At 69.1% G+C, this 23,876-nt stretch carries 15 protein-coding genes, 1 pseudogene and 2 riboswitches; of the genes and pseudogenes, 9 read left to right on the top strand and 7 right to left on the bottom strand.

Features of this window, described 5'->3' with window-relative positions; genetic code table 11:
• Positions 1 to 666 precede the first annotated feature (666 nt).
• On the top strand, positions 667 to 1,983 hold the full coding sequence (locus ACIHCL_RS11930; protein ID WP_399860132.1) for a hypothetical protein: 1,317 nt from the start codon (positions 667 to 669) through the stop codon (positions 1,981 to 1,983).
• Between the two features lie 194 nt (positions 1,984 to 2,177).
• Here the strand turns inward: ACIHCL_RS11930 and ACIHCL_RS11925 are convergent, their stop codons facing one another.
• A complete protein-coding gene (locus ACIHCL_RS11925; RefSeq protein WP_399860130.1) occupies positions 2,178 to 3,524 on the bottom strand; it encodes a methylenetetrahydrofolate reductase in 1,347 nt (448 codons plus the stop codon).
• Positions 3,525 to 3,679: 155 nt separating this feature from the next.
• A complete protein-coding gene (locus ACIHCL_RS11920) occupies positions 3,680 to 5,092 on the bottom strand; it encodes a short-chain fatty acyl-CoA regulator family protein (protein ID WP_399860128.1) in 1,413 nt (470 codons plus the stop codon).
• A 382-nt stretch (positions 5,093 to 5,474) separates the two neighbouring features.
• On the opposite strand from ACIHCL_RS11920, the gene aceA reads away from it, so the two are divergent.
• The 8 genes from aceA (at position 5,475) to nrdF (ending at position 16,933) form a co-directional block, all read left to right on the top strand.
• The gene (gene aceA / locus ACIHCL_RS11915; protein ID WP_399860126.1) at positions 5,475 to 6,758 is read left to right on the top strand and encodes an isocitrate lyase; all 1,284 of its coding nucleotides are present in this window, start codon (positions 5,475 to 5,477) and stop codon (positions 6,756 to 6,758) included.
• Positions 6,759 to 7,018: 260 nt separating this feature from the next.
• Complete coding sequence (aceB, locus tag ACIHCL_RS11910) at positions 7,019 to 8,611, top strand: malate synthase A (RefSeq protein ID WP_399860123.1); 1,593 nt, start codon at positions 7,019 to 7,021, stop codon at positions 8,609 to 8,611.
• Positions 8,608 to 9,477 carry a 3-hydroxybutyryl-CoA dehydrogenase gene (locus tag ACIHCL_RS11905; protein ID WP_399860121.1) on the top strand — a complete coding sequence of 290 codons (870 nt, stop codon included), beginning with the start codon at positions 8,608 to 8,610 and terminating at the stop codon, positions 9,475 to 9,477. Before aceB ends, ACIHCL_RS11905 begins: the two co-directional genes overlap by 4 nt.
• Positions 9,478 to 9,665: 188 nt before the next feature.
• Positions 9,666 to 9,888: riboswitch (cobalamin riboswitch) on the top strand.
• Positions 9,889 to 10,056: 168 nt separating this feature from the next.
• Positions 10,057 to 12,375, top strand: a complete 2,319-nt coding sequence (gene metE / locus ACIHCL_RS11900) for a 5-methyltetrahydropteroyltriglutamate--homocysteine S-methyltransferase (protein WP_399860118.1) — start codon at positions 10,057 to 10,059, stop codon at positions 12,373 to 12,375.
• Between the two features lie 87 nt (positions 12,376 to 12,462).
• Positions 12,463 to 12,816 (top strand): hypothetical protein, encoded by a 354-nt coding sequence (locus tag ACIHCL_RS11895; RefSeq protein ID WP_399860115.1) that lies wholly within the window; start codon positions 12,463 to 12,465, stop codon positions 12,814 to 12,816.
• Positions 12,817 to 12,880: 64 nt separating this feature from the next.
• Positions 12,881 to 13,104: riboswitch (cobalamin riboswitch) on the top strand.
• Positions 13,105 to 13,269: 165 nt separating this feature from the next.
• On the top strand, positions 13,270 to 13,710 hold the full coding sequence (nrdI, locus tag ACIHCL_RS11890; protein ID WP_399860112.1) for a class Ib ribonucleoside-diphosphate reductase assembly flavoprotein NrdI: 441 nt from the start codon (positions 13,270 to 13,272) through the stop codon (positions 13,708 to 13,710).
• The gene (nrdE, locus tag ACIHCL_RS11885; protein WP_399860110.1) at positions 13,707 to 15,875 is read left to right on the top strand and encodes a class 1b ribonucleoside-diphosphate reductase subunit alpha; all 2,169 of its coding nucleotides are present in this window, start codon (positions 13,707 to 13,709) and stop codon (positions 15,873 to 15,875) included. Before nrdI ends, nrdE begins: the two co-directional genes overlap by 4 nt.
• A 35-nt stretch (positions 15,876 to 15,910) precedes the next feature.
• Positions 15,911 to 16,933, top strand: coding sequence for a class 1b ribonucleoside-diphosphate reductase subunit beta (gene nrdF, locus ACIHCL_RS11880; protein ID WP_399860107.1), 1,023 nt, complete (start codon positions 15,911 to 15,913; stop codon positions 16,931 to 16,933).
• Positions 16,934 to 17,292: 359 nt separating this feature from the next.
• On the opposite strand, the pseudogene ACIHCL_RS11875 reads toward nrdF, so the two are convergent.
• The 5 genes and pseudogenes from ACIHCL_RS11875 to ACIHCL_RS11855 form a co-directional block, all read right to left on the bottom strand.
• Positions 17,293 to 17,503: pseudogene (locus ACIHCL_RS11875) on the bottom strand (citrate/2-methylcitrate synthase); the annotation flags it as partial.
• A 194-nt stretch (positions 17,504 to 17,697) separates the two neighbouring features.
• Complete coding sequence (locus tag ACIHCL_RS11870) at positions 17,698 to 19,026, bottom strand: class I SAM-dependent RNA methyltransferase (RefSeq protein ID WP_399860104.1); 1,329 nt, start codon at positions 19,024 to 19,026, stop codon at positions 17,698 to 17,700.
• 164 nt (positions 19,027 to 19,190) lie between these two features.
• Positions 19,191 to 21,239, bottom strand: coding sequence for an APC family permease (locus ACIHCL_RS11865; RefSeq protein WP_399860102.1), 2,049 nt, complete (start codon positions 21,237 to 21,239; stop codon positions 19,191 to 19,193).
• 113 nt (positions 21,240 to 21,352) lie between these two features.
• The gene (locus ACIHCL_RS11860) at positions 21,353 to 22,387 is read right to left on the bottom strand and encodes a 1-aminocyclopropane-1-carboxylate deaminase (RefSeq protein ID WP_399860100.1); all 1,035 of its coding nucleotides are present in this window, start codon (positions 22,385 to 22,387) and stop codon (positions 21,353 to 21,355) included.
• Positions 22,388 to 22,819: 432 nt separating this feature from the next.
• Positions 22,820 to 23,548, bottom strand: a complete 729-nt coding sequence (locus tag ACIHCL_RS11855; protein ID WP_399860552.1) for a GntR family transcriptional regulator — start codon at positions 23,546 to 23,548, stop codon at positions 22,820 to 22,822.
• Positions 23,549 to 23,876 lie beyond the last annotated feature (328 nt).

Here is a 23,876-nt window from a genome sequence, read left to right as displayed (position 1 = left end):
CGGGGACTCGACGTGAGGAACCGGCGCGGGGACTGTCCGGCGGCGGGGGTGCACGGGACCGCCCGATGGTGGCCCGTCCCCCGCGCGCCGTCCGGAACCACCGCGGCCCCCGGCACCTTCCCCTCGGCGCATGCGCGCCCAGGGCGGCCGTCAGGTGCCGGTGCACTCCGCGCACGGCGTCGACGACCGAATCGTCATCGCGGACAGTCCGTTCGGCCGAGCCCCGATCCTCGACCCCCTGAGTCGGCGGCCTCGCCCCGGCGCCGAGGAGCCGCCACAGCCGCATACCGCGAAGTCCGCTCATTCACAGCCTGCCTGGACCGGCCTCCTGGACTACTACCGCGAGTGTCTCCTGGCCGACAGCACCGAGACGCCCCTGATGGAAGTGGGCCGGGTCGGGTCGAGCTGCGCGGCGAAAAAGCCGAGGCCGTCCGCAGGACCTCGTTCGCCCGCCGCAGCTCGCGGTCCAGAGATCACCTTCAGAGCACGTCGGTGGATCGAGGCTCAGGAACTGACAGATCAGGCGAACCACCACACGGCCTGTCCAACATCGGACATGTCTGGTCCCAGCCACTGCGCAGGCCTTCCACTGACCTGCTCAGCGTCGTTTGAATGCCGATCACGCCCAGGCACACCGAGCCTGGCGACATTGAGGAGTCAGTACGGATGAAGCGTCCCATCCTGGCGACCCTGGCTGTCGCGTCGCTTGTCACCATGTCACTCAGCGGCGCGACAGCAGCCACCGCGAACTCCCCCGACGCGGCCACCGTCGCCGCGACCGCGCCCAACGGAGCAGCTCAGTCCGCAGACGTCTCGCAACTGCGCCAGGAGTTCAACGACTACATCGCCGGCCTCGATCTCGATGCCGAAACTCGAGCAGCCGCCGAGGAGGCGGGCTCATCCGACGAGGCACTCGTCGCGGCCGCCGCAAAGTCCCTGGCCCAGGTCAAGGCAGTGCTCGCCGATGCCGGCGTCGACAACGAGTGGACCTCCTGGGCCATCAACCCCGATGGCTACGAGTGCTCGACCACGGACTTCCGCGAGTGGGCCCGCGGTCAGATCGCGCAGATCGACCCTGCCTCGTGGAACTGGTACCAGAACGGCTTCCTGGGTATGTCGCCCGACCTTCTGGTCCAGTACTGGACCCTGATGAAGACGCCCACCAACCCCCATGACACCGCTCTTGGACCCGACGGAGCGAACACCAACGAGCTCGCTCGCACGTTCACGAACCTCCAGCGGTTCTGGGACGTCGACACCAGCAACGTCGGGCTCGTCTCGCTCGACGGCAAGGTCCTCGGCCCCGACGCCTCGGCCGATCGTCAGTACGTGTACGACGGCCTCGGCAAGGTCAGCGCGCTCGGCGCGCTCTTCCTCCAGCTGGGTGTCGAGGGCGGTCTCAGTTCGGGCCAGCTCAACGGATTCCCGGGCGGCGTCGACAACCCGATGTTCTCGCTCAACGCGTTCGCGATCGACCCCGCCCATGCCGGTGACTCGAAGGAGATGCTCGACACGCTCGGCATCACCCGGCGTGTGGCGATGGGACAGGGCATCCTCCAGATGTGGAACGAGCTCGGCCTCGGCCGGGTCGGCGGACGTGCGGTGCTGGCCCACGAGTTCGGACATCAGGTCCAGTACTCGGACAACCTCTTCGAGACCGACATCACCGACGAGGCCGAGCGCACCCGCCGTACGGAGCTGATGGCCGATGCCTTGGCCACGTACTTCACGGTCCACAAGCGCGGCGAGTCGCTCAACAAGGCGTACACCCTGCAGGATCTCCAGACGTTCTACAACGTCGGCGACTGCAGCTTCTCCAGCCCCGGGCACCACGGCACGCCCAACCAGCGCTACCGCAGCTCCGCCTGGGCTGCCGACCTCGTCAAGAATGATGACAACCAAGGACACATCCTCCCGAGCCTGACGGTCGCCGACTCCTTCGAGAAGGTGCTGCCCGAGATCGTCGCTCCCGACGCGCGCTGAGGAACCAAGAGGTTGCGCAGATAGGGCTGCCGTCGCGAGCGTCGCATCCGGTGCGTGCCTCGCAAGGCGCCGGAGCGATGGCTTGCTGGATCGCCTGTCGAGCGACAGCAACGCCGAGAGGTGCATGCTGGAGCGGCGTACAGCAGGCATCGCCCCATGAGCGGAACCTCTGACACGGTACGTCGGCCGTCGGGTCACACCCAGCCATGTCTGGCTATCTGCAGTCCCAGCTGGAAGCGGGTATCCGCTCCGAGCAGCTCCTGCAGTCGAGTGACCCGACGGCCCACAGTGCGTTCGGACACTCCGAGTTCCCGCGCGATCGACCGGTCGGTCAGCCCGATGCTCAGCAAGCGCACGAGATGCCGGAAGTCCTGCGAGCCGTCCAGCACAAGACTCTCGTCGGCGAGCGGCAACGACAGCTGCCAGTAGGACGCGAACACGCTTCGCAGCCCTGCGACGAGCCGACGATTCCGAATGTTGGCGACGTGCACCTCCTCATCACCATCAGAGGTGACGTTGGCGGAGACCACGTCGTCGACGATGACGAGATTGATCGGAACGCCGGGAAATACCCTCGCCTGTTCGCCGGCCGCCATGCACGTCTCCACCACCTCGATCGCCTCGGGAGACTCGAGCAGTCGTCTGTCGTACACGACCCTGACCTCGACCCCGCGTGCCAGCACCTCGAAGACGCCGCCCGCCGTCGCGATCGGTCGATCGTTGCGCGGAGCCATGGTCAGCGCGTCGATCCGGGTCGTCGCGGAGCTGACGAGGTCCGCGTACTCCTGCAGCGCGATCGCACCGGTCGCGATGTCGACGCCCACGTCCGCTCGCCGGGACGCGTTCCACACATCCGTCAGCTCCTCGCCGATCTCTCGGATGCGCGCTGCCAGCTGCGTGTACGACTGCGCGGCTGCCTCCAGCGGGCCACGCGGCGCCCTCGCTTCGACCATCCCCTCGGCTCGCACGACGAGGCCCGAGCGCAGCAACGGCCTGAGGACGCGATCGTCCACCTCGGCCAGCGGCAGCCGACCAGCGGTGGCCAGCCGCACATAGAGTGCTCGCGCGTCATCATCCAGGTCCAAGAGCACCTGCTCCACGGGCAGACCGGGCCGAGGGACACGCACCGACGCCACCGATTCCCGAGACATTCCCACTCCCGTCGTGCCGATCCAACCTCGGCCGGGCCAGTACCGGCTGGTCAGACAGCCTATAGCCGGCCCTGTTGACGAGTTTGCCGTCGAGGTGGCCGGTGCCGGGAGACGAGTTCTCACCGTGAATGGCGCATCTACGGCCCACCGGCGGGCCGTCATCGCCTGCGGGCCGGGAGGGTCCGTGCCGTCCACCGCCTTGGGGTCGTCCTTGATAGCGAGCATCCTCTCGGCGAGCCGCGGCGGGAACACGGCGGTTCCGAGGCTGGGGATGCGGAGCAGCGAGCGGATCGTGGTGACCGGCAGGATCTCCGGGCTGATCGGCGTCGTGCACCCGGCGTCCGCCACCCGGTCGCGGAAGCGCAGGTAGGTCTCGACGCCGAAGAACATCTGGTGATCGCGTAGTCGGCCCCTGCCCTGCACTTGTGTGCACGATGTCGGAGCCACCGCCGACGCGATGCGTGTCGAAGCCGCGTTGAGGCAGGCCAAGGCACCAAGGTCCCGATCGGTTCGGTAGTACCCCTGCCGACAGGCCCCGGTCGTGGTCAGTCGGCAGGCTGATCGTTTTCGACCGGGTAGGGCACGAAGGTGCTGCTGTTCTGGTCGATGAGCAGCGGTCGGCCCAATGGTGGTGCAGCCCGTTGGGAGCAGTCGAGGCGTTCGCAGACGCGGCAGCCCATGCCGATGGGGGTCGCGGCGGAGGCGTTGGTGAGGTCGAGGCCGTCGGAGTAGACGAGGCGGTGGGCGTGGCGGATCTCGCAGCCGAGCCCGATGGCGTAGGTCTTGCCGGGCTCACCCCACCCGCCGCGATGCCGGGTGACGGCGCGCGCGGTCCACAGGAAGCGCTGTCCGTCCGGCATTTCGGCGATCTGGACGTGTATGCGGCCTGGCGAGGAGAACGCCTCGTAGACGTTCCACAGGGGGCATGTTCCGCCGGCGCGGGAGAAGTGGAAGCCGGTCGCCGACTGGCGTTTGGACAGATTGCCGGCTCTGTCGACGCGTACGAAGGAGAACGGGACACCACGCAGCCGCGGTCGTTGAAGGGTACTCAGCCGATGGCAGACGGTCTCGTAGCCGAGACCGAAGTGGTCGGTGAGACGCTCGATGTCGTACCGGGCGTCCTCGGCCGCCGTGTGAAAGGCGGAGTAGGGAAGGATCAGGGCGGCGGCGAAGTAGTTCGCGATTCCGATACGGGCGAGCGCGTGTGCGGGCGATCCGGTGGAGAAGTCCTCGGTGGCCAACCGGTCGAGATCCTCACCGTGTTCCAGCAGAGCCAGCTGAGTCGCCATGCGGAACGCGCGCTGCCCCGGCCGCAGTCGCGCGGACAGGTGAAGGGCGCGGCTTCTGTCGTCATAGCGGTGCAGCCGCGCTCCGGGCTCGGCGGCCAGGTGAATACCGTGTGCTTTTGCGAGTCTCGCGGTGAGGGCCCCGATCACCTCCCCAGGCCGGATGCCGATCTCATCGGCCAGCCTCTCGGCGGCGAGGTCGGTCTCGTGCAGGTAGTTCTGGCGGCGGTAGAAGAAGTCGCGGATCTCCTCATGCGGCGAGAAGCCGGTTCCCCGATCTCCGTCCCGGCCGTCCGCCGCTCCGGCCAGGCGCTCGGACAGCTCCTGGTTGCGGCGGCCGAGGTCGAGCAGGACCTTGGCGACGCCCGGCAGTCGGGCGGCCAGGTCACCGAGGTCGTCGGCGGACACCCGGGCCTCGGCGATCTCGCCGGCAAGCGCCTCACGGAGGTCGGCCAGCAGGCGTGTGGTGTCGCGCTCGGAGAAAAACCCGGGATCCACACCGAACGCCTCGGTCAGCCGCAGCAGGACGGGCACGGTGAGGGGGCGCGAGTCGTGCTCCATCTGGTTCAGGTAGCTCGGAGAGATGCCCAAGACCCGGGCGAGATCCGCCTGGCTCATCCGACGCTCCTGGCGCAGCCTCCGCAGCCGCGCGCCCGCGTATGTCTTGCTCACCGAACCCCTCCTCCGCACCGTGATCCCACTCCGGTCAGCGTACGGGAGCGATCCATCCCTGAACCCTTCGCAAGATTGGCAAAAGGTGGCGGGAAGATTCGCACAGATTGGCACCGATCCCAGCTTGATGACACTCAGTGCCAGTGCCAAAGTCGTAGTGCGGCCCGCCGGATCAGGCGGTCACAGCCCGGAATCGGGGCACGATTTCCTCCCTGACGTCGGAGACCCCGGCAGTGGCAGCGATCTGCACCGGCAACATTGCTCAGCTCCACCTCCCGGTGACGGCGGGCCGCACCCTGAGCCATACGACACGCAGTGCCACCTCTGTTCATCCGGACGGCGGGATTGGCAGCCAGCACAGACCGAGGAGACGGTGACAGTCATGGCAGAAGCGAGCATCCAAGCGGCCGAGGAACTGACCCGCCGTTGGGACACCGATCCGCGCTGGCAGGGCATCGAGCGCACCTACACCGCCGAGGACGTCGTACGCCTGTCCGGCAGCGTGCGTGAGGAGCACACCCTGGCCCGGCGCGGCGCCGAACGGCTGTGGCGGCAGCTGCACGAGCAGAACTACATCCACGCGCTCGGCGCGCTCACCGGCGGCCAGGCGGTGCAGCAGGTGAAGGCCGGGCTCCAGGCCATCTACCTGTCCGGCTGGCAGGTCGCCGCCGACGCCAACCAGGCCGGCCACACCTACCCCGACCAGAGCCTGTACCCGGCCAACTCCGTCCCCCAGGTGGTCCGTCGGATCAACAACGCCCTGCTGCGGGCCGACCAGATCGCCACCGCGGAGGGCGCCGGTGACACGACCGACTGGCTCGCGCCGATCGTCGCGGACGCGGAGGCCGGCTTCGGCGGCCCGCTGAACGCCTTCGAGCTGACCAAGGCGATGATCGCCGCCGGTGCCGCAGGCATCCACTACGAGGACCAGCTCGCCTCCGAGAAGAAGTGCGGCCACCTCGGCGGCAAGGTCCTGGTACCGACCTCGCAGCACATCCGCACCCTGAACGCGGCCCGTCTCGCCGCCGACCTCGCCGACGTGCCCACGGTGATCATCGCCCGCACCGACGCCCTCGCCGCCAATCTGCTCACCACCGACGTCGATGAGCGCGACGCCGAATTCGTCACCGGGGAACGCACCGCGGAGGGCTTCTACCGGGTCCGCAACGGCATGGCGCCGGTCATCGCGCGCGGCCTCGCCTACGCCCCCTACGCCGACCTGATCTGGGTGGAGACCGGTACCCCGGACCTGGCGCAGGCCCGCGAGTTCGCCGAGGCGATCCACGCGCAGTACCCGGACCAGATGCTGGCCTACAACTGCTCGCCGTCCTTCAACTGGAAGGCAGCGCTGGACGACGACCAGATCGCCAAGTTCCAGCGCGAGCTGGGCGCGATGGGCTACCGCTTCCAGTTCATCACCCTGGCCGGGTTCCACTCGCTCAACCACGGCATGTTCGACCTCGCCCGGGGCTACGCCGAGCACGGCATGACCGCCTACGTCGACCTCCAGGAGAGGGAGTTCGCCGCGCAGGCACAGGGCTTCACCGCCATCAAGCACCAGCGCGAGGTCGGCACCGGCTACTTCGACCTCGTCTCCACGGCCGTCAACCCCGCCTCCTCCACCACCGCCCTGACTGGGTCCACGGAGGAAGAGCAGTTCCACTAGTGCCGCGGCAGGCGACGTTTGCCCGTCAAGGAGCGCGTCCGGTGCGTGCTCTCGGTGTGCCGGCCGGAAACCCTCGTACTGGACGTACCCGGGTTTTCGGCCGGTGCAGCGAGAGGGCGTGCCGGGCGTCGCGACGGGGCGAACGTTGCCTGATGCGGCACTAGGCCACCGAGCCGGACGCCCCTCCGCCGGCCGACCCCGGCCGGCGGAGGGGACGAACAGTCTCCGTCCCCTCCGCTCCCACCTCTCAGGAGAGCCCGATGACCACCACCGCACTCACCCAGCAGGTCCGTGTCCTCGCCGCGCCCCGTCACCGGCACGACGAGATCCTCACCCCCGCCGCCCTGGACTTCCTCGGCCGCCTCGTCGAGGCGTTCGAGTCGCGTCGGCGGGACCTGATGAAGGAACGCCGCCGGCAGGTCCTGCGACTGGCGGCGGGCTCGCCCCTCGACTTCCCCATGGTCACCGCCGCGGTCCGGGCCGACGACGGCTGGCGGGTGGCGCCGCCCGCGCCCGGTCTGACCGACCGGCGGGTGGAGATCACCGGGCCACCGGACCGCCGTATGGCCGTCAACGCACTCAACTCCGGCGCCCGGGTGTGGATGGCGGACTTCGAGGACGCCACCGCGCCCCTGTGGGACAACATCATCGGCGGACAGCTCACTCTCCTGGACGCCATCGAGCGCCGGATCGACTTCACCACGCCCGAGGGCAAGGAGTACCGGCTCGGCGAACAGCTCGCCACCATCATGGTCCGACCGCGCGGCTGGCACTTGGACGAGGAGCACCTGGAGTTCGACGGCCGCCCGGTACCCGCCGCGCTCGTCGACTTCGGGCTGTACTTCTTCCACTGCGCGCAGCGGCAGATCGACGCCGGGTACGGCCCGTACTTCTACCTGCCGAAGCTGGAGAACCGGTACGAGGCCCGGCTGTGGAACGACGTGTTCGTCCTCGCCCAGGAGCTGCTCGGCATCCCGCGCGGCACGATCCGCGCCACCGTGCTCATCGAGACGATCACCGCCGCGTTCGAGATGGAGGAGATCCTCTACGAACTGCGCGAGCACAGCGCCGGACTGAACGCCGGCCGCTGGGACTACCTCTTCAGCATGATCAAGACCTTCGGGCACCGCAGCGACTTCCTGCTGCCCGACCGCGCCAAGGTGACGATGACCGCGCCCTTCATGCGGGCCTACACCGAACTCCTCGTCCGCACCTGCCACAAGCGCGGCGCCCACGCCATCGGCGGCATGGCCGCACAGGTCCCCGGCAAGGACCCGGCCGCGAACGAGGCCGCGTTCGCCAAGGTCCGGCTGGACAAGGAGCGGGAGGCCGAGGACGGCTTCGACGGCTCCTGGGTCGCCCATCCGGCACTCGTCCCCGTCTGCCGTGAGGTGTTCGACGGTGTCCTCGGTGAACGGCCCCACCAACTCGACCGCACCCGCGACGACGTCGAGGTCACCCCGGCCGACCTGCTGTCCGTGCGCCGCATCAGCGGCCCGCCCACCCCTGACGGCGTGCGCACCAACATCGCCGTCGCGCTGCGGTACTACGCTGCCTGGCTACGGGGGCAGGGCGCGGGTGCCATCGACGGGCTGATGGAGGACGCGGCCACCGCCGAGATCGCCCGTGTGCAGATCTGGCAGTGGCTGCGGCACCGGGTGATCGACCGCGAGACAGTGATGGGGCTGCTCGCCGACGAGATCATGGTGCTCGGCGCCGAGCACCCGTTGTCGCCTGCCGAGGACATCCGCGCACTCTTCGAACGTACCGCGCTGACAGGCGAGTTGCCGCTGTTCTTCACCCCCGACGCCTACACCCGCCATCTCGTGCGCAGGCCGGAGGTACAGGCGTGAACGCGGCCATCACGCGCGTCGGCGTGGTCGGCGGCGGGCAGATGGGGGCGGGGATTGCCGAGGTGTGCGCGAGGGCCGGGCTGGACACCGTGGTCTGCGAGGTGGACGCGGTCGCCGCCCGCGTCGCGAGGGACCGGATCGCCGCCTCCCTGGACCGTGCCGTACGGCGCGGCAAGCTGAGCCGCGAGGCCGCCGACGGTGCTCACGCCCGGCTCGTCTTCTCCGGCAGCCTGGACGACCTGGGCGACCGGCAGCTCGTCGTCGAGGCCGTCATCGAGAATCCGGATGCCAAGACCGAGGTCTTCGCCGCCCTGGACAAGATCGTGGAAGATCCTGCGGCCGTCCTGGCCAGCAACACCTCTTCCCTGCCGATCATGCGGCTGGGCATGGCGACATCCCGCGCGGACCGGGTCGTGGGCCTGCACTTCTTCAACCCCGTCCCCGTCCTGCCGCTGGTCGAGGTGGTCACCTCGCTGCACACGTCGGCCGGGACGACAGCTCTGGTGGAGGACTTCGCGGCCCGCACGCTCGGCAAAACGGTCATCCGCTCCCAGGACCGGGCGGGCTTCGTCGTCAACGCCCTGCTCGTCCCCTACCTGCTCTCCGCCGTCAGGATGGCGGAGTCCGGGTTCGCCACGGCCACGGACATCGACGCGGGCATGGAACTGGGCTGCGCCCACCCGATGGGACCACTGAAGCTCGCCGATCTGATCGGCCTGGACACCGTCGCCTCGATCGCCGAGTCGCTCTACGACGAGTTCCGTGAACCCCTCTACGCGCCGCCGCCGCTGCTCCAGCGGATGGTGCAGGCGGGACTGCTCGGCCGGAAGACCGGCCAGGGGTTCCACACGTACGACCAGGGCTGAGGGCCTGGTACGACGCGGGCTGAGGGGCCCGCGACGCCGCAGGGGTGAAGGTCCCGCGCGGCGCGACCGAGAAAGGGCGGGAAGCGCAAGTGCGGCGCCTCCCGCCCCTTCACCGTGCCACCCGCCGCATGCCCTGTCCCGCCTTCCGGATGCCGGACGGCGCTCTTCCCTTCCTGGCACGACCCCGTAGGCTGACCGCAGCAGCTGGTTCGCCCCGTCCGCCAGGCGGGGTGTCGCAAGAGGGAACCCGGTGGGAATCCGGGACTGCCCCGCAGCGGTGAGCGGGAACGACCGCCGTCATACGCACTGGGTCCGACGTACCGGGCCTGGGAAGCGACGGCCAGTAGGTGTCCTCCGTGACGGAGGGCGTGCCCGTGAGTCCGAAGACCTGCCAACTGCCCGCGTGCGGACCATCCGTGCGCGGACATCCCGGTGACCTCGAGGGCGGGTCGGCGTACACACCAGACGGAACGACCGTGCTTTTGCCGCGCGGGGTCGTGGCCGTCCGGTTCGTCATTCCCTTCGCGCTCTCGTCCCGTCTCCGGGATCTCAGGGATTCATCTCGCGAAGGAGATCTCCGTGACAGCGAAGTCCGCAGCCGCGGCAGCACGGGCCACCGTGTACGGCTACCCCCGCCAGGGTCAGAACCGTGAACTGAAGAAGGCCATCGAGGGCTACTGGAAGGATCGCGTCACCGCCGACGCCCTCCGGGACACTGCCGCCGAACTGCGCCGCGCCAACTGGCAGCAGCTCGCCGACACCGGCATCCACGAAGTCCCGACCGGCGACTTCTCGTACTACGACCACGTCCTCGACACCACCGTCATGGTCGGTGCGATCCCCGAACGCCACCGCGCCGCCGTCGACGCCGACGCCCTGGACGGCTATTTCGCGATGGCCCGCGGTACCCAGGAGGTCGCTCCGCTGGAGATGACCAAGTGGTTCGACACCAACTACCACTACCTGGTCCCCGAACTGGGCCCCGACACCGTCTTCACGGCCGACTCCACCAAGCAGGTCGCCGAACTGAAGGAAGCCCTCGCCCAGGACCTCACCGCACGGCCCGTGCTGGTCGGCCCGGTCACCTACCTCCTGCTCGCCAAGCCCGCCCCCGGCGTACCCGCCGACTTCGAGCCGCTCACCCTCCTGGACCGGCTGCTCCCCGTGTACGCCGAAGTGATCGCCGACCTGCGCGCGGCCGGTGCCGAGTGGGTCCAGCTCGACGAGCCCGCCCTCGTGCAGGACCGCACCCCGGCCGAGCTGAACGCCGCCGAGCGCGCCTACCGCGAACTCGGCGCCCTCACCGACCGGCCCAGACTGCTCGTCGCCTCCTACTTCGACCGGCTCGGCGACGCCCTGCCGGTGCTGGCCAAGGCACCGGTGGACGGGCTGGCGCTGGACTTCACCGAGGCCGCCGCCGCCAACCTGGACGCCCTGGCCGCCGTCGGCGGACTGCCCGGCAAGCGCCTGATCGCCGGTGTCGTCAACGGCCGCAACATCTGGATCAACGACCTGCAGAAGTCGCTGTCCACCCTCGGCACCCTTCTCGGGCTCGCCGACCGGGTCGACGTCGCCGCCTCCTGCTCCCTGCTGCACGTGCCGCTGGACGCCACTGCCGAGCGGGACATCGACCCGCAGATCCTGCGCTGGCTGGCCTTCGCCAAGCAGAAGACCGCCGAGATCATCACTCTCACCAAGGGCCTCGCCCACGGCACCGGTTCGATCGCCGCCGAACTCGCCGCCAACCGGGCCGACCTCGCCTCCCGCGCAAACTCGCCGATCACGCATGACCCCGCCGTCCGGGCCCGCTCCGAGGCCGTGACGGCCGCCGACGCGCGCCGTTCCCAGCCGTACGCCGAGCGGGCAGCCGCCCAGCGCGCCCACCTCGGACTGCCGCTGCTGCCCACGACGACCATCGGCTCGTTCCCGCAGACCGGTGAACTGCGCACCGCCCGCGCCGACCTGCGCGCCGGGCGGATCGACACGGCCGGGTACGAGGAGCGCATCAGGGCGGAGATCCAGGAGGTCATCGCCTTCCAGGAGAAGGCCGGCATCGATGTCCTGGTGCACGGCGAGGCCGAACGCAACGACATGGTGCAGTACTTCGCCGAGCGGCTCACCGGCTACCTCGCCACGCAGCACGGCTGGGTCCAGTCCTACGGCACCCGGTACGTGCGTCCGCCGATCCTGGCCGGGGACATCTCGCGCCCCGAGCCGATGACGGTGCGCTGGACGTCGTACGCGCAGTCACTGAGCGACCGCCCGGTCAAGGGCATGCTCACCGGGCCGGTCACCATGCTCGCCTGGTCCTTCGTCCGCGACGACCAGCCCCTCGGCGACACCGCCCGCCAGGTCGCCCTCGCCCTGCGCGACGAGGTCACCGATCTGGAGGCGGCCGGCACCTCGGTCATCCAGGTCGACGAGCCCGCGCTGCGCGAGACGCTGCCGCTGCGGGCCGCCGACCACGCCGACTACCTGGCGTGGGCCACCGAAGCGTTCCGTCTGACGACGGGCGGTGTGCGGCCGGACACCCAGATCCACACGCACATGTGCTACGCCGAATTCGGTGACATCGTCCAGGCCATCGACGACCTCGACGCCGACGTCATCAGCCTGGAGGCCGCCCGCTCCCACATGCAGGTCGCCCACGAACTCGCCGCCCACGGCTACCCCCGCGAGGCCGGACCGGGCGTCTACGACATCCACTCCCCGCGCATCCCGAGCACCGACGAGGCAGCGGACCTCCTGCGCACCGGGCTGGAGGCCATCCCCGCCGAACGGCTGTGGGTCAATCCCGACTGCGGCCTGAAGACCCGCGGCTGGCCCGAGACCCGCGCCTCCCTGGAGAACCTCGTCGCCGCCGCCCGCACCGTCCGGAGTGAGCTGCCCGCCTCCTGACCGAGAAACCCAGTGGGCCGGGACGCCACAAGCGTCCCGGCCCGTCCCACAACACCGCCAAAACCAAGGCAGGAAGGGGGGCCAACGGTGCGCGGCAAACCGCGACAGGTCGTCGTGGACGGCAGGCCCATGATCGCCATGTCCGAGAAGCAGTTCGAGAGCCTGCTGGCCATGCGCAGACAGCTCGGCAGCCAGACCGCCAAGATGCGGATGCTGCGTGACACGCTGGCCGACCTGGGCGAGTTCCTGGACTCCGTGGCCGAGGCGCTCGACGCCGACGCGTCACCCGAGCCAGAGGAGATCAGGCCCCCTTCCAACCCCCCACATCCCGAGCCGGTACTGGTCACCGAGATACGCCGACGCGCACAACAGCTACGCACCATCACCGGGGCAGGACGCACTCCAAGAGGCCGGCGCCCGTCCGACCGCACCAGAACTTAGGTATACCTAAGTTTCTCGTGCGACACAATATCTGGGGCGTGCACGCTCACCATCTTCTAGATGTAGTGTTGATGGTGCTGGTGGTTCGCCGGGCACTCCTGTGTTCGGCGTCGCAAGAGGGAACCCGGTGCAAGACCGGGACTGCCCCGCAGCGGTGAGCGGGAACGACCGCCGTCATACGCACTGGGCCCGACCTGCCGGGCCTGGGAAGCGACGGCCAGTAGGGATCTCGTACGACACGAGACACGCCCGCGAGTCCGAAGACCTGCCACCGGTGCGTACGCCGGACAGCGGTGTGCGCGCTCCGAGGCCCCGAGGGAGGGCCAGGTGGCAGACGCACGGTTCCGGGTGAGGCGTATTGTCCGCCGCCCCATCTCGCCGTACGTGCCGCGCCGCTCCTCCCCTCCCGGTCCTCGGGCGATGACGGGAGCGAGCGAGAGGAGGCGGCGGCCGATGAGCGGTCTCGTGTATTTCTCCAGCGTCTCGGAGAACACCAGGCGCTTCGTGGAGAAGCTGGGCCTGCCGGCCACGCGCATCCCCCTGCACCCACGCCATGAGGGCATGCCGCGGGTGGACGGGCCGTATGTGCTGATCACGCCGACCTACGGCGGCGGCGAACGCGCCGGCGCGGTCCCCAAACAGGTGATCCGCTTTCTGAACATCGAGGCCAACCGCGCACTGCTGCGCGGAGTCATCGCCTCCGGCAACGCCAACTTCGGCGCCGAGTACTGCCTGGCCGGCCGGGTCATCTCGGCGAAGTGCCAGGTCCCGGAGCTGTACCGATTCGAACTGCTCGGCACGGACCGCGACGTCCGCGCCGTGAGGGAAGGGCTGCAGGAATTTTGGACACGACACTCGTCAACCAGTCGGACGGCGGAGCGACAGGCAGCATGAACACCCTCACCACGGCGATCACGGTCCCCGCGGACCAGCGCGAGTCGGTCGGCACGCGCAAGGACTACCACGCGCTGAACGCCATGCTGAACATGTACGACTGCGACGGCCGCATCCAGTTCGACAAGGACCGCGAGGCCGTCCGGCAGTACTTCCTCCAGCACGTGAACCCGAACACGGTGGAGTTCGGATCGCTGAAGGAGAAGATCGACTATCTCATCGGACACGACTACTACGAGGAGGCGTCAATCCGGCGCTACCGGTGGGAGTTCCTGGAGGGCCTCTACGCACAGGCGTACGCCCACGAACACCGCTTCCGCACCTTCCTGGGCGCGTTCAAGTACTACACCTCGTACACGCTGAAGAGCTTCGACGGCTCCCGCCACCTGGAACGGTACGAGGACCGGGTCGTCGCCACCGCCCTGTTCCTCGGCGCCGGCGACGAGACGCTCGCCTCCCGCCTGGTCGACGAGATGATGACCGGCCGCTTCCAGCCCGCCACCCCCACCTTCCTCAACGCGGGCAAGGCCCAGCGCGGCGAGCTGGTCTCCTGCTTCCTCCTCCGTGTCGAGGACAACCTGGAGTCCATCGGACGCGGCATCAACTCCGCGCTGCAGCTGTCCAAGCGGGGCGGCGGAGTGGCGCTGCTCCTGACGAACCTGCGGGAACAGGGCGCCCCGATCAAGAAGATCGAGAACCAGTCGTCCGGCGTCGTGCCCGTGATGAAGCTGCTGGAGGACTCCTTCTCCTACGCCAACCAGCTCGGCGCGCGCCAGGGCGCGGGCGCGGTGTACCTGCACGCCCATCACCCTGACATCATGCGGTTCCTGGACACCAAGCGGGAGAACGCGGACGAGAAGATCCGCATCAAGACGCTCTCGCTCGGCGTGGTCGTCCCGGACATCACCTTCGAACTGGCCAAGCGCAACGAGGACATGCACCTGTTCTCGCCGTACGACGTCGAGCGCGAGTACGGCAAGCCGCTGGCCGACCTGTCCGTGAGCGAGCACTACGACGAGATGGTCGCCAACCCGCGCATCCGCAAGACCACCCTCAGCGCACGTGAGTTCTTCAAGACGATCGCGGAGCTCCAGTTCGAGTCCGGCTACCCCTACCTGCTCTTCGAGGACACGGTGAACCGGGCCAATCCGATCCCGGGCTGGATCAACATGTCCAACCTGTGCTCGGAGATCCTTCAGGTCAACACACCGAGCACGTACGACGCCTCGCTCGGCTACGAGACGGTCGGCAAGGACATCTCCTGCAACCTGGGCTCGCTCAACATCGCCGCCGCGATGGCCTCCCCCGACCTCGGCGCGACCATCGAGACCGCTGTGCGCGGCCTGACCTCCGTCTCCGACCAGTCGAACATCGACGCCGTGCCGTCCGTGGCGCACGGCAACGACCTCTCCCACTCCATCGGCCTCGGCCAGATGAACCTGCACGGCTACCTCGCCTCCAAGCACATCCACTACGGCAGCGAGGAAGGGGTGGACTTCACCAACATGTACTTCTACGCGGTCGCCTTCCATGCCCTGCGCGCCTCCAACCGCATCGCGATCGAGCGCGGCACCGCCTTCGACGGCTTCGAGAAGACCGCGTACGCCGACGGCTCCTACTTCGACAAGTACACCGAGCGGGTGTGGGAGCCGGCCACCGAGCGGGTCCGGGCTCTGTTCGCCGATACGGGGATCACCCTGCCCACGCAGGCCGACTGGCGCGAGCTGAAGGAGTCCGTGCGGGAGCACGGCATCTACAACCAGTATCTCCAGGCCGTGCCGCCGACCGGCTCCATCAGCTACATCAACGACTCGACCGCCTCCATCCACCCGATCGCCTCGAAGGTGGAGATCCGCAAGGAGGGCAAGCTCGGCCGCGTCTACTACCCGGCGCCGCACATGGACAACGACAACCTGGAGTATTTCCGGGACGCGTACGAGATCGGCTACGAGAAGATCATCGACACCTACGCGGCGGCCACCCAGCACGTCGACCAGGGCCTGAGCTGCACCCTCTTCTTCCGGGACACGGCCACCACGCGCGACCTGAACAAGGCGCAGATCCATGCCTGGCGCAAGGGCATCAAGACCCTCTACTACATCCGGCTGCGTCAGGAGGCCCTGGAAGGCACCGAGATCGAGAACTGCCTGTCCTGCACCTTGTGACGCCGCCCCCTACCGACTTCCTGGAAGCACGCACCATGACCACGACTCCCGCCCCGCTGACCGAGCTGTCGGTCACGCCGCCCTCCTACCGCCACGACCCGGCCGCCCGGCTGCGACCGGTCAACTGGAACCGCGTCACCGACGAGAAGGACCTGGAGGTGTGGAACCGGCTCACGGCCAACTTCTGGCTGCCCGAGAAGGTACCGCTCTCCAACGACGTGAACGCCTGGCAGCAGCGGCTCACCGTCGAGGAACGCACGCTCACCATGCGCGTGTTCACCGGCCTGACCATGCTCGACACCGTGCAGGCCACGGTCGGTGAGATCGTCCAGATCCAGGACGCCCGCACCGAGCACGAAGAGGCCGTCTACACCAACATCGCCTTCATGCAGGCCGTGCACGCCCGTAGCTACTCCTCCGTCTTCTCCACCCTCTCCAACACCCCGGAGATCGACGACGCATACCGCTGGGCCGTCGGCAACGACGTTCTCCAGCAGCGCTGCAAGACGGTCCTGAAGTACTACTACGGCGACGACCCGCTCAAGCGGAAGGTCGCCTCCACGCTCCTGTCGTCGCTGCTGCTGTACGCGGGCTTCTACCTCCCGCTGCACTTCTCCACGCACGCCCTGCTCACCAACACGGCCGACATGATCCGGCTGATCCTGCGCGACAAGGCGGTGCACGGCTACTACTCCGGCTACAAGTACCAGCGCGGCCTGGAGAAGCTCGACTCCGCCGGGCAGGAGGAGATGCGGGCGTTCACATACGATCTGCTGGAGGAGCTGTACCAGTTGGAGCTCCAGTACTCGGGTGAACTGTACGAGCCGCTCGGGCTGATGGACGACGTGGCCGTCTTCGTCCGGTACAACGCCAACAAGGCGCTGATGAACCTCGGCTACCCGGCCCGCTTCGGCGCGGAGGAGACCGAGGTGAACCCGGAGATCCTGGCCGCCCTTTCACCGGGTGCGGACGAAAACCACGACTTCTTCTCCGGCTCCGGATCGTCGTACGTCATGGGCAAAGCGGAGGACACCGCCGACGACGACTGGGACTTCTGAGAGGTTGACAAGTCCGGCGAACCCAGCGTGCCCGCCGCGCGCACGGCGTCCGGCCCGCAGGGCTCGTGCGTGCTGCTCAAGCATGGCGAGATCTTCCTCAAGGGCCGTGACCGTCACCGCTTCACCGAGAGGCCGCACGACACCTGCGGCTCTCACTGCGCGGGATCGGCGGCTCGACGTGGATCAAAACGGCCCAGAACGTGACCGTGCTGGGCGGCCGGGTGTCCCAAGAGGCCCTGCTGGAGCGGGCGCGCAGGTGATCGGCCTCAACTCCGTGGAGCCGGCCGTGCGAGTGCCCAGCGATCTGGACGCCAGGTGGCCAGCCAGACGCCGGCCAATCCGGTCGCCGTGGACGAGGCGGCGGCACTGCCCGTGATGCGGCTCATCACGAAGATGGGTGTGAAGGCCGGGATGTCGAAGCCCATGAGGTGATAGGCGAGCCCGGCAGGATAGTCCAGGATCGGATGGCTGCCCTTGCGATTGATCACGGCGTGCCGCAGGGCCGCGTGGCGAGCCGGTCACCTCGGGGTCGGCGGCACGCGCCACCAGCCGGTCGAGGGCGTCCCCCATGGGTTGGACGGTGCGGGCCGCGTTCTCGGTGGCACCCCATCAACTCTCGTCACGACAGGACCTGACCTGCCCAACAGTTTACCTGACACCCCATCAGGACGAGCGCCAAATGAGCGTCACGAGCACCATTTCAGCGTCAGGATATCGCCCGCAACGCCCACACCGCACATCATGCGCACGCCCGAAACCGCAGGTCAGGAACCCTTCGCGGCCGGTTCAAGGATCGCGACGCACTCCACATGGTGCGTCATCGGAAACAGGTCGAACGCCCGCAGCGTCCGCACCCGGTAACCCCCCTCGCGGAAGTACGCCAAGTCGCGGGCGAGGGCGGCCGGGTCGCAGGCCACGTAGGCGATGCGGCGGGCGCCGAGGGTGGTGAGGCGGGCGACCGTCTGCTTGCCGGCGCCGGCCCTGGGCGGGTCCAGGACGATGAGATCGGTCTCGGTGATGCCGGTGCGCGGGAGGACCTGGTCGACCTTGCCGTGCTCGATGCGAACCCGGTCCAGGTCCTTGAGGTTGTGCCGGGCGTCCTCGACGGCGCGCTTGCCGGACTCGATGCCGAGGACCGCGCCCTTCTCGCCGACGCGCTGGCCGAGGGCGCCGGCGAACAGGCCGACGCCGCAGTACAGGTCGAGGGCGGTGTCGCCCTTGCGGGGCAGCAGGCCCTGCATGACGGCGCGGACGAGCGTGTCGGCGGCCTGGGGGTGCACCTGCCAGAAGCCGCCGGAGCCGACGCGGTAGGTGCGGTCGTCGGCGCGTTCGCGGACGAAGGCGCGACCGTGCACGCGGTGGACGCCGCCATCGCGTTCGTCGACGCGCATCACCGAGACGGGCTTGTCGAGTGCGACGAGCGGCAGTCGGGCGCCGGGCCTCGGGGTGAGGATGACCTGACGGTCGTGGGAGCCGGTGGCGGCGATGGCCTCCACCGAGGCCATGCCGGACCATTCCCGCTTCTCGATGCCGAGTTCGGTGACGCCGGGGGCCGCGATCAGGCAGCGCTCGACGGGCTGCACGTCGTGCGAGCGGTGCTTGCGCAGACCGACGCGGCCGTCTTCGTCGATGGCGTACTGGACGCGGGTGCGCCAGGCCGGCACCTCGCCCGGCGGGAGCTTGTCGCCCTCGGCCGGAATGACGGTGCCGTCCCAGCCCGCCTCCTCCGGGGTGAGGCCGGCCAGGCGCCGGAGCTGTTCGGCGATCACCTCGCCCTTGAACCTGCGCTGGGCACCGGGCTTGGCGTGCTGCCAGTCGCAGCCTCCGCACTTTCCGGGGCCCGCGTACGGGCACGGGGCCTCGACGCGGTCCTTGGACGGTTCGAGGATGCGTACGGCATCGGCGCGCAGGAAGCGGGAGTCGCTCGCGCCCTCGGTGACCCGGGCGACGACCCTCTCGCCGGGGAGCGTGTGGCGTACGAAGAGGACCCGGCCCTCAGCGGTGCGGGCGATGCAGTGGCCGCCGTGTGCGACGGGCCCGACCTCGACCTCGTACTCCTCCCCGACCAGCGACGACGTGGGTTCGTTCTGCATGAGGGGGTGGCTCCAGGTCTCGGGGGACAGCCGGGCAACGACACGGGTTGGCCGGACGACGACCCACGATTCTACGTGGGTCGTCGTCCGGCCGTTCACCACGAGCGGGCCGGGCAGGCCGACGCGTGCCGGTGCCGACCGGGAGCGGGCGGCACCGGCTCCGGTCAGGGCTTGTTCGCGGGTTCCTTGGGCCTGCGTTCCACGGGTCCGCGGCGCACGGAGCCCGGCGCGCTCCACTCGGCGCGCTTCCTGGCCCGCAGCTTCGCCGCCTCGGAGGACTCCAGCTGGTACGGCACCGACGTCACCATCACGCCCGGGGTGAACAGCAGCCGCCCCTTGAGGCGCAGAGCGCTCTGGTTGTGCAGGAGGTGCTCGTACCAGTGGCCGACCACATACTCGGGGATGTACACGCTGACCACGTCGCGCGGGCTCTCCCGGCGCAGGTTCTTCACGTAGTCGATGACCGGGCGCGTCACCTCGCGGTACGGGGAGTCGAGGATCTTCAGCGGGATATCGATGCCGCGCCGTTCCCAGTCGTCCTTGAGCGCCTTGGTCTCGGCCGCGTCGACGCTGATGGAGACCGCCTCCAACGTGGCCGAGCGGATCAGCTTGGCGTAGGCGAGGGCGCGCAGGGTGGGCCGGTGGAGTTTGGAGACCAGGACGATCGAGTGGACGCGGGAGGGCCTCACCCTCTCGTCCGCCGCGGTCTCGTCGGCCGCGATCTCCTCGGCGACTCGGTCGTAGTGCTTGCGGATGGCGGTCATCGTCGCGAAGAAGATCACCATGCCGAGCAGCGCGACCCAGGCGCCGTGGACGAACTTGGTGGCGAGCACGACGACGAGCACCGTGCCGGTCAGGAAGGCGCCGAAGGTGTTGATCGCACGGGAGCGCACCATGTGGCGGCGCTTGGCCTGGTCCCTCTCCGTCGCCAGGTGGCGGTTCCAGTGCCTGACCATGCCGATCTGGCTGAGCGTGAAGGAGACGAAGACGCCGACGATGTAGAGCTGGATCAGCCGGGTCGAGTCCGCTCCGTAGACCCAGACCAGCAGGATCGCCGCGCCCGCGAGCAGCACGATGCCGTTGGAGAAGGCGAGCCGGTCGCCGCGGGTGTGGAGCTGGCGGGGCAGGTAGCGGTCCTGGGCCAGGATCGAGCCGAGCACCGGGAAGCCGTTGAACGCGGTGTTGGCGGCCAGGAAGAGCACGAGGGCGGTGGCCGCCGCGAGGATGATGAAGAAGAACGTGCCGTCGCCGAAGACCGCCGCCGCGACCTGCGAGATCACCGGGTCCTGGACGAAGTCGGGGCCGACCGGAGTGCCGTTGTGGAGGAGGTCCGTGGCCGGGTTCTGCGCCATCTTCACATCGGTGGCCATGGCCAGGGCGATGATGCCGCAGAACATGGTGACGGCCAGCAGGCCCATCATCGCGAGGGTCGTCGCCGCGTTCTTGCTCTTCGGCTTGCGGAAGGCGGGCACGCCGTTGCTGATCGCCTCGACACCGGTGAGCGCGGCACAGCCGGAGGAGAACGCCCGCAGCAGCAGGAAGACCAGCGCGAAACCGGCCAGTCCTTGGTGCTCGGCCTTGATCTCGAAGCCGGACGTCGGGGCGTGCATGGTGTCGCCGAGGACCAGTCCCCGGAACGCGCCCCAGATGATCATGATGAAGACGCCCGCCACGAAGAGGTACGTGGGAATGGCGAAGAGCTTGCCCGATTCCCTGACACCGCGCAGGTTCATCAGCGTGAGCAGCACGATGGCCGCGATAGCGGCCGCCGTCTTGTGCTCGACGATGAACGGGACAGCGGATCCGAGGTTCTCCACCCCGGAGGCGATCGACACGGCGACGGTCAGCACGTAGTCGACGAGCAGGGCGCTGGCCACGGTGAGCCCCGCCTTGGGCCCGAGGTTGGTGGTGGCGACTTCGTAGTCGCCACCACCGCTCGGATAGGCGTGCACGTTCTGCCGGTACGACGCCACGACCGTGAACATCAGGACGACGACGGCGAGCGCGATCCAGGGGCTGAAGTGGTAGGCCGACACGCCCGCGATGGACAGCACCAGGAGGACTTCACCGGGTGCGTACGCCACCGAGGACAGCGGGTCGGATGCGAAGACGGGAAGTGCGATGCGCTTGGGAAGGAGCGTCTCTCCCAGCCTGTCACTGCGCAGCGCCCGCCCGATCAGAATCCGTTTGGGCAAGTCGGTCAGTTTGGACACGCAGAGGATCGTAGGCGTTTCGTATGGAAGCCGCAGGCCTGTCCGGGCCTCGGCCCGCCATTTCCCTGCGCCCAGCCGAATCCGCCACGAAATTCTTAACGAAATCCTTGCACTCAGCCGGCCGGGAACAAGGCACTGTAGCCGTTGAGCGCGGGCTGGCCGCCGAGGTGCGCATAAAGAACGGTGGAATCCCGGGGGATTTCGCCGCGGGATACGAGATCGATCGTTCCGGCCATCGATTTCCCCTCGTAGACGGGATCGGTGATCATTCCGTCGGTGCGGGCGGCGATCCGCATCGCATCGAGTGTGGCATCGTCGGGAATACCGTAGGTGCCCGCGTGGTAGCGCACATCCAGTTCGATGTCGTCCGCGGTCAGTTCGCGGCGCACCCCGATGAGCCGTGCGGTGTCCGCCGCGATCCGGGCGATCTGCTCGCGGGTGCGGTCCGGTTCGGCGGAGGCGTCGATGCCCAGGACACGGCGCGGCCGGCCGCCGGCCTCTTCGAGGGCGGCGAAGCCCGCGACCATGCCGGCCTGGGTGGAGCCGGTCACCGAGCAGACGACCACCGTGTCGAAGAAGACGCCGAGCGCGCGCTCCTGCTCGGCGACCTCGTACGCCCAGTTCGCGAAGCCGAGCCCACCGAGCGGATGGTCGGATGCTCCGGCAGGGATGGCGTACGGCCTGCCACCAGCCGCCTCGACCTCCCGCAGCGCCTGTTCCCAGCTGTCCTTGACGCCAATGCCGAATCCGGCGCGCACCAGGCGCACATCGGCTCCGGCCAGGCGGCTGATCAGAATGTTGCCGACCTTGTCGTAGACCGCGTCGGGCCAGTCGACCCAGCTCTCCTGGACGAGTACGCACCGGAGCCCGGTGCGGGCGGCGACCGCCGCGACCTGGCGGGTGTGGTTGGACTGGACGCCGCCGATGGAGACGAGGGTGTCGCACCCCTTCGCGAGCGCGTCCGCGACGAGGTATTCGAGCTTGCGGGTCTTGTTGCCTCCGTAGGCGATACCCGAGTTGCAGTCCTCCCGTTTGGCCCAGACGTCGGCGCCACCGAGATGGCCGGTGAGGCGGTCGAGGCGGTGGACGGGCGAGGGTCCGAAGAGGAGGGGGTGGCGGGTGTACGAGGAGATGTGGGCTGCGGACATCAGGGGCTCCCTCGGGCAGGTACGGAATCGGCTCGTTGGGGACGGAGGTCGGGGATGGACCCGGTGCGGAACCTGCGGCCGTGTGGCCGGTGGCGCGGTGCGGTGCGGTGCGTGGGGGTGCGGTGAGGTGCGTGCGAGTCGGTGAGGTGCGGTGCGCGTGGCGGGTGCCGGGGGCTTCGGTGCGGCCGGTCCGGAGCCGCGGCCCGGGGCCGTGCTGTCATCACCGGTGGATCGGCGGAGCGGCACGGTGCGGTGCGCCGCGAGGCGGAGGGGCGCCCGGATGCCGAATGTCATCGGAGCACCGGATCTCATTCGGGTGCCGTGTGTCGTCGGAGTACCGGGGGCCATCGGAGTACCGGATGTCATCGGGCTCCCTGACGCGGCGAGGTGCTCCTCAGCAGTCGTACGCGCGCCGAGGAGCCCGGGACAGCCTCACCCCGGGCGTCCTCCGGGCGGCCGGACGGACGGGTCGGCCTCGCCTGCGCCGGACGCATCGTGGGCGGGCTCGCCGGGCGGGTCGTCGGCGAGCTGTTCGAGCGCCCGCCAGATCTCGGCGGTGATCCGGGCCGCCGCGTCGGCGTCGCGCGCCGCGCACGCGTCGATCAGCCGGTCGTGCAGTTCCGCCGACCCGTGCGCCGCGCTCGCGGTGCCGAACTGCCGCCACTCCAACCGCCGGATCAGCGGGGTGTACCGCTCCACGGTGGCGGCCACCGCACGGTTCGCGCAGGCGGTGACAAGGACGTCGTGGAGCCGGTCGTCGGCGCGCAGCGCGTCCGCCACGTCGCCCCGGCGGGCCGCGTCCCGGAACTCGTCGTTCGCCTCACGCATGGCAGTGAGATCCGCGTCCGCGAGGCGGGGCACGGCCGTCCGGGCGGCCAGCTCGTGCATGGCCCGGACGACGGCTGCCGCGTCCCGGACGTCGCGCGGGACCAGACGGGTCACCCGGGTGTAGCTCTGCGGCTTGGACTCGACGAGCCCCTCGCCGGTGAGCCGGGACAGCGCCTCGCGGACCGGGGCCCGGGACAGTCCGAGCCGTTCGGCCAGATCGGCGTCGCGGACGGGGGCGCCGGGCGGGATCTCGCCACGGACGATGGCGTCCCGGATCAACTCGTACGCCGAGTCCCGCAGCAGGGTTCGTCGGACAGGACGCAGGGTCGGCAAGGTCTCCATGAACTGAAATGTTAGATGTCTGTATCGCTGGAACTCAAGGGTGCTGCACCACGTCGGCCACACACACCCGGAATACACGGCGGAACGCGGCGGGAGTACGGCGGACGCGGCGGAGCCGGACGGTGCGCAACCGTGGCCGGAACGAGTCGCTTCTCCGGCAGGCGGGACCGACCGAAACCGGGGGTTCTTCTCAGCTCTGCCGAGGGCGCGGCGAAAGCACGGTCGGATGAGGCGTCGCGCCCCCCGCCGCATAAGCTCATCCTGGGCAACGGGACGGACCGTTGCCCCGTTGTTTTGCCCGGCAAGCTGAGGAAGAAGT

The organism is Streptomyces sp. NPDC052042 (assembly GCF_044548345.1).
Classification (GTDB): domain Bacteria; phylum Actinomycetota; class Actinomycetes; order Streptomycetales; family Streptomycetaceae; genus Streptomyces.
The sequence above is the reverse complement of the archived record's forward strand: the minus strand, read 5'-3'. Positions and strand labels throughout refer to the sequence as shown.

Bases quoted from the DNA above. Each gene is read 5' to 3' on its own strand.
- nrdI (WP_399860112.1), top strand. From the start codon at position 13,270: ATGAGCGGTCTCGTGTATTTCTCCAGCGTCTCGGAGAACACCAGGCGC.
- ACIHCL_RS11930 (WP_399860132.1), top strand. From the start codon at position 667: ATGAAGCGTCCCATCCTGGCGACCCTGGCTGTCGCGTCGCTTGTCACC.
- nrdF (WP_399860107.1), top strand. From the start codon at position 15,911: ATGACCACGACTCCCGCCCCGCTGACCGAGCTGTCGGTCACGCCGCCC.
- nrdE (WP_399860110.1), top strand. From the start codon at position 13,707: ATGAACACCCTCACCACGGCGATCACGGTCCCCGCGGACCAGCGCGAG.
- aceA (WP_399860126.1), top strand. From the start codon at position 5,475: ATGGCAGAAGCGAGCATCCAAGCGGCCGAGGAACTGACCCGCCGTTGG.
- ACIHCL_RS11925 (WP_399860130.1), bottom strand. From the start codon at position 3,524: ATGTTCTTCGGCGTCGAGACCTACCTGCGCTTCCGCGACCGGGTGGCG.
- ACIHCL_RS11870 (WP_399860104.1), bottom strand. From the start codon at position 19,026: ATGCAGAACGAACCCACGTCGTCGCTGGTCGGGGAGGAGTACGAGGTC.
- aceB (WP_399860123.1), top strand. From the start codon at position 7,019: ATGACCACCACCGCACTCACCCAGCAGGTCCGTGTCCTCGCCGCGCCC.
- ACIHCL_RS11860 (WP_399860100.1), bottom strand. From the start codon at position 22,387: ATGTCCGCAGCCCACATCTCCTCGTACACCCGCCACCCCCTCCTCTTC.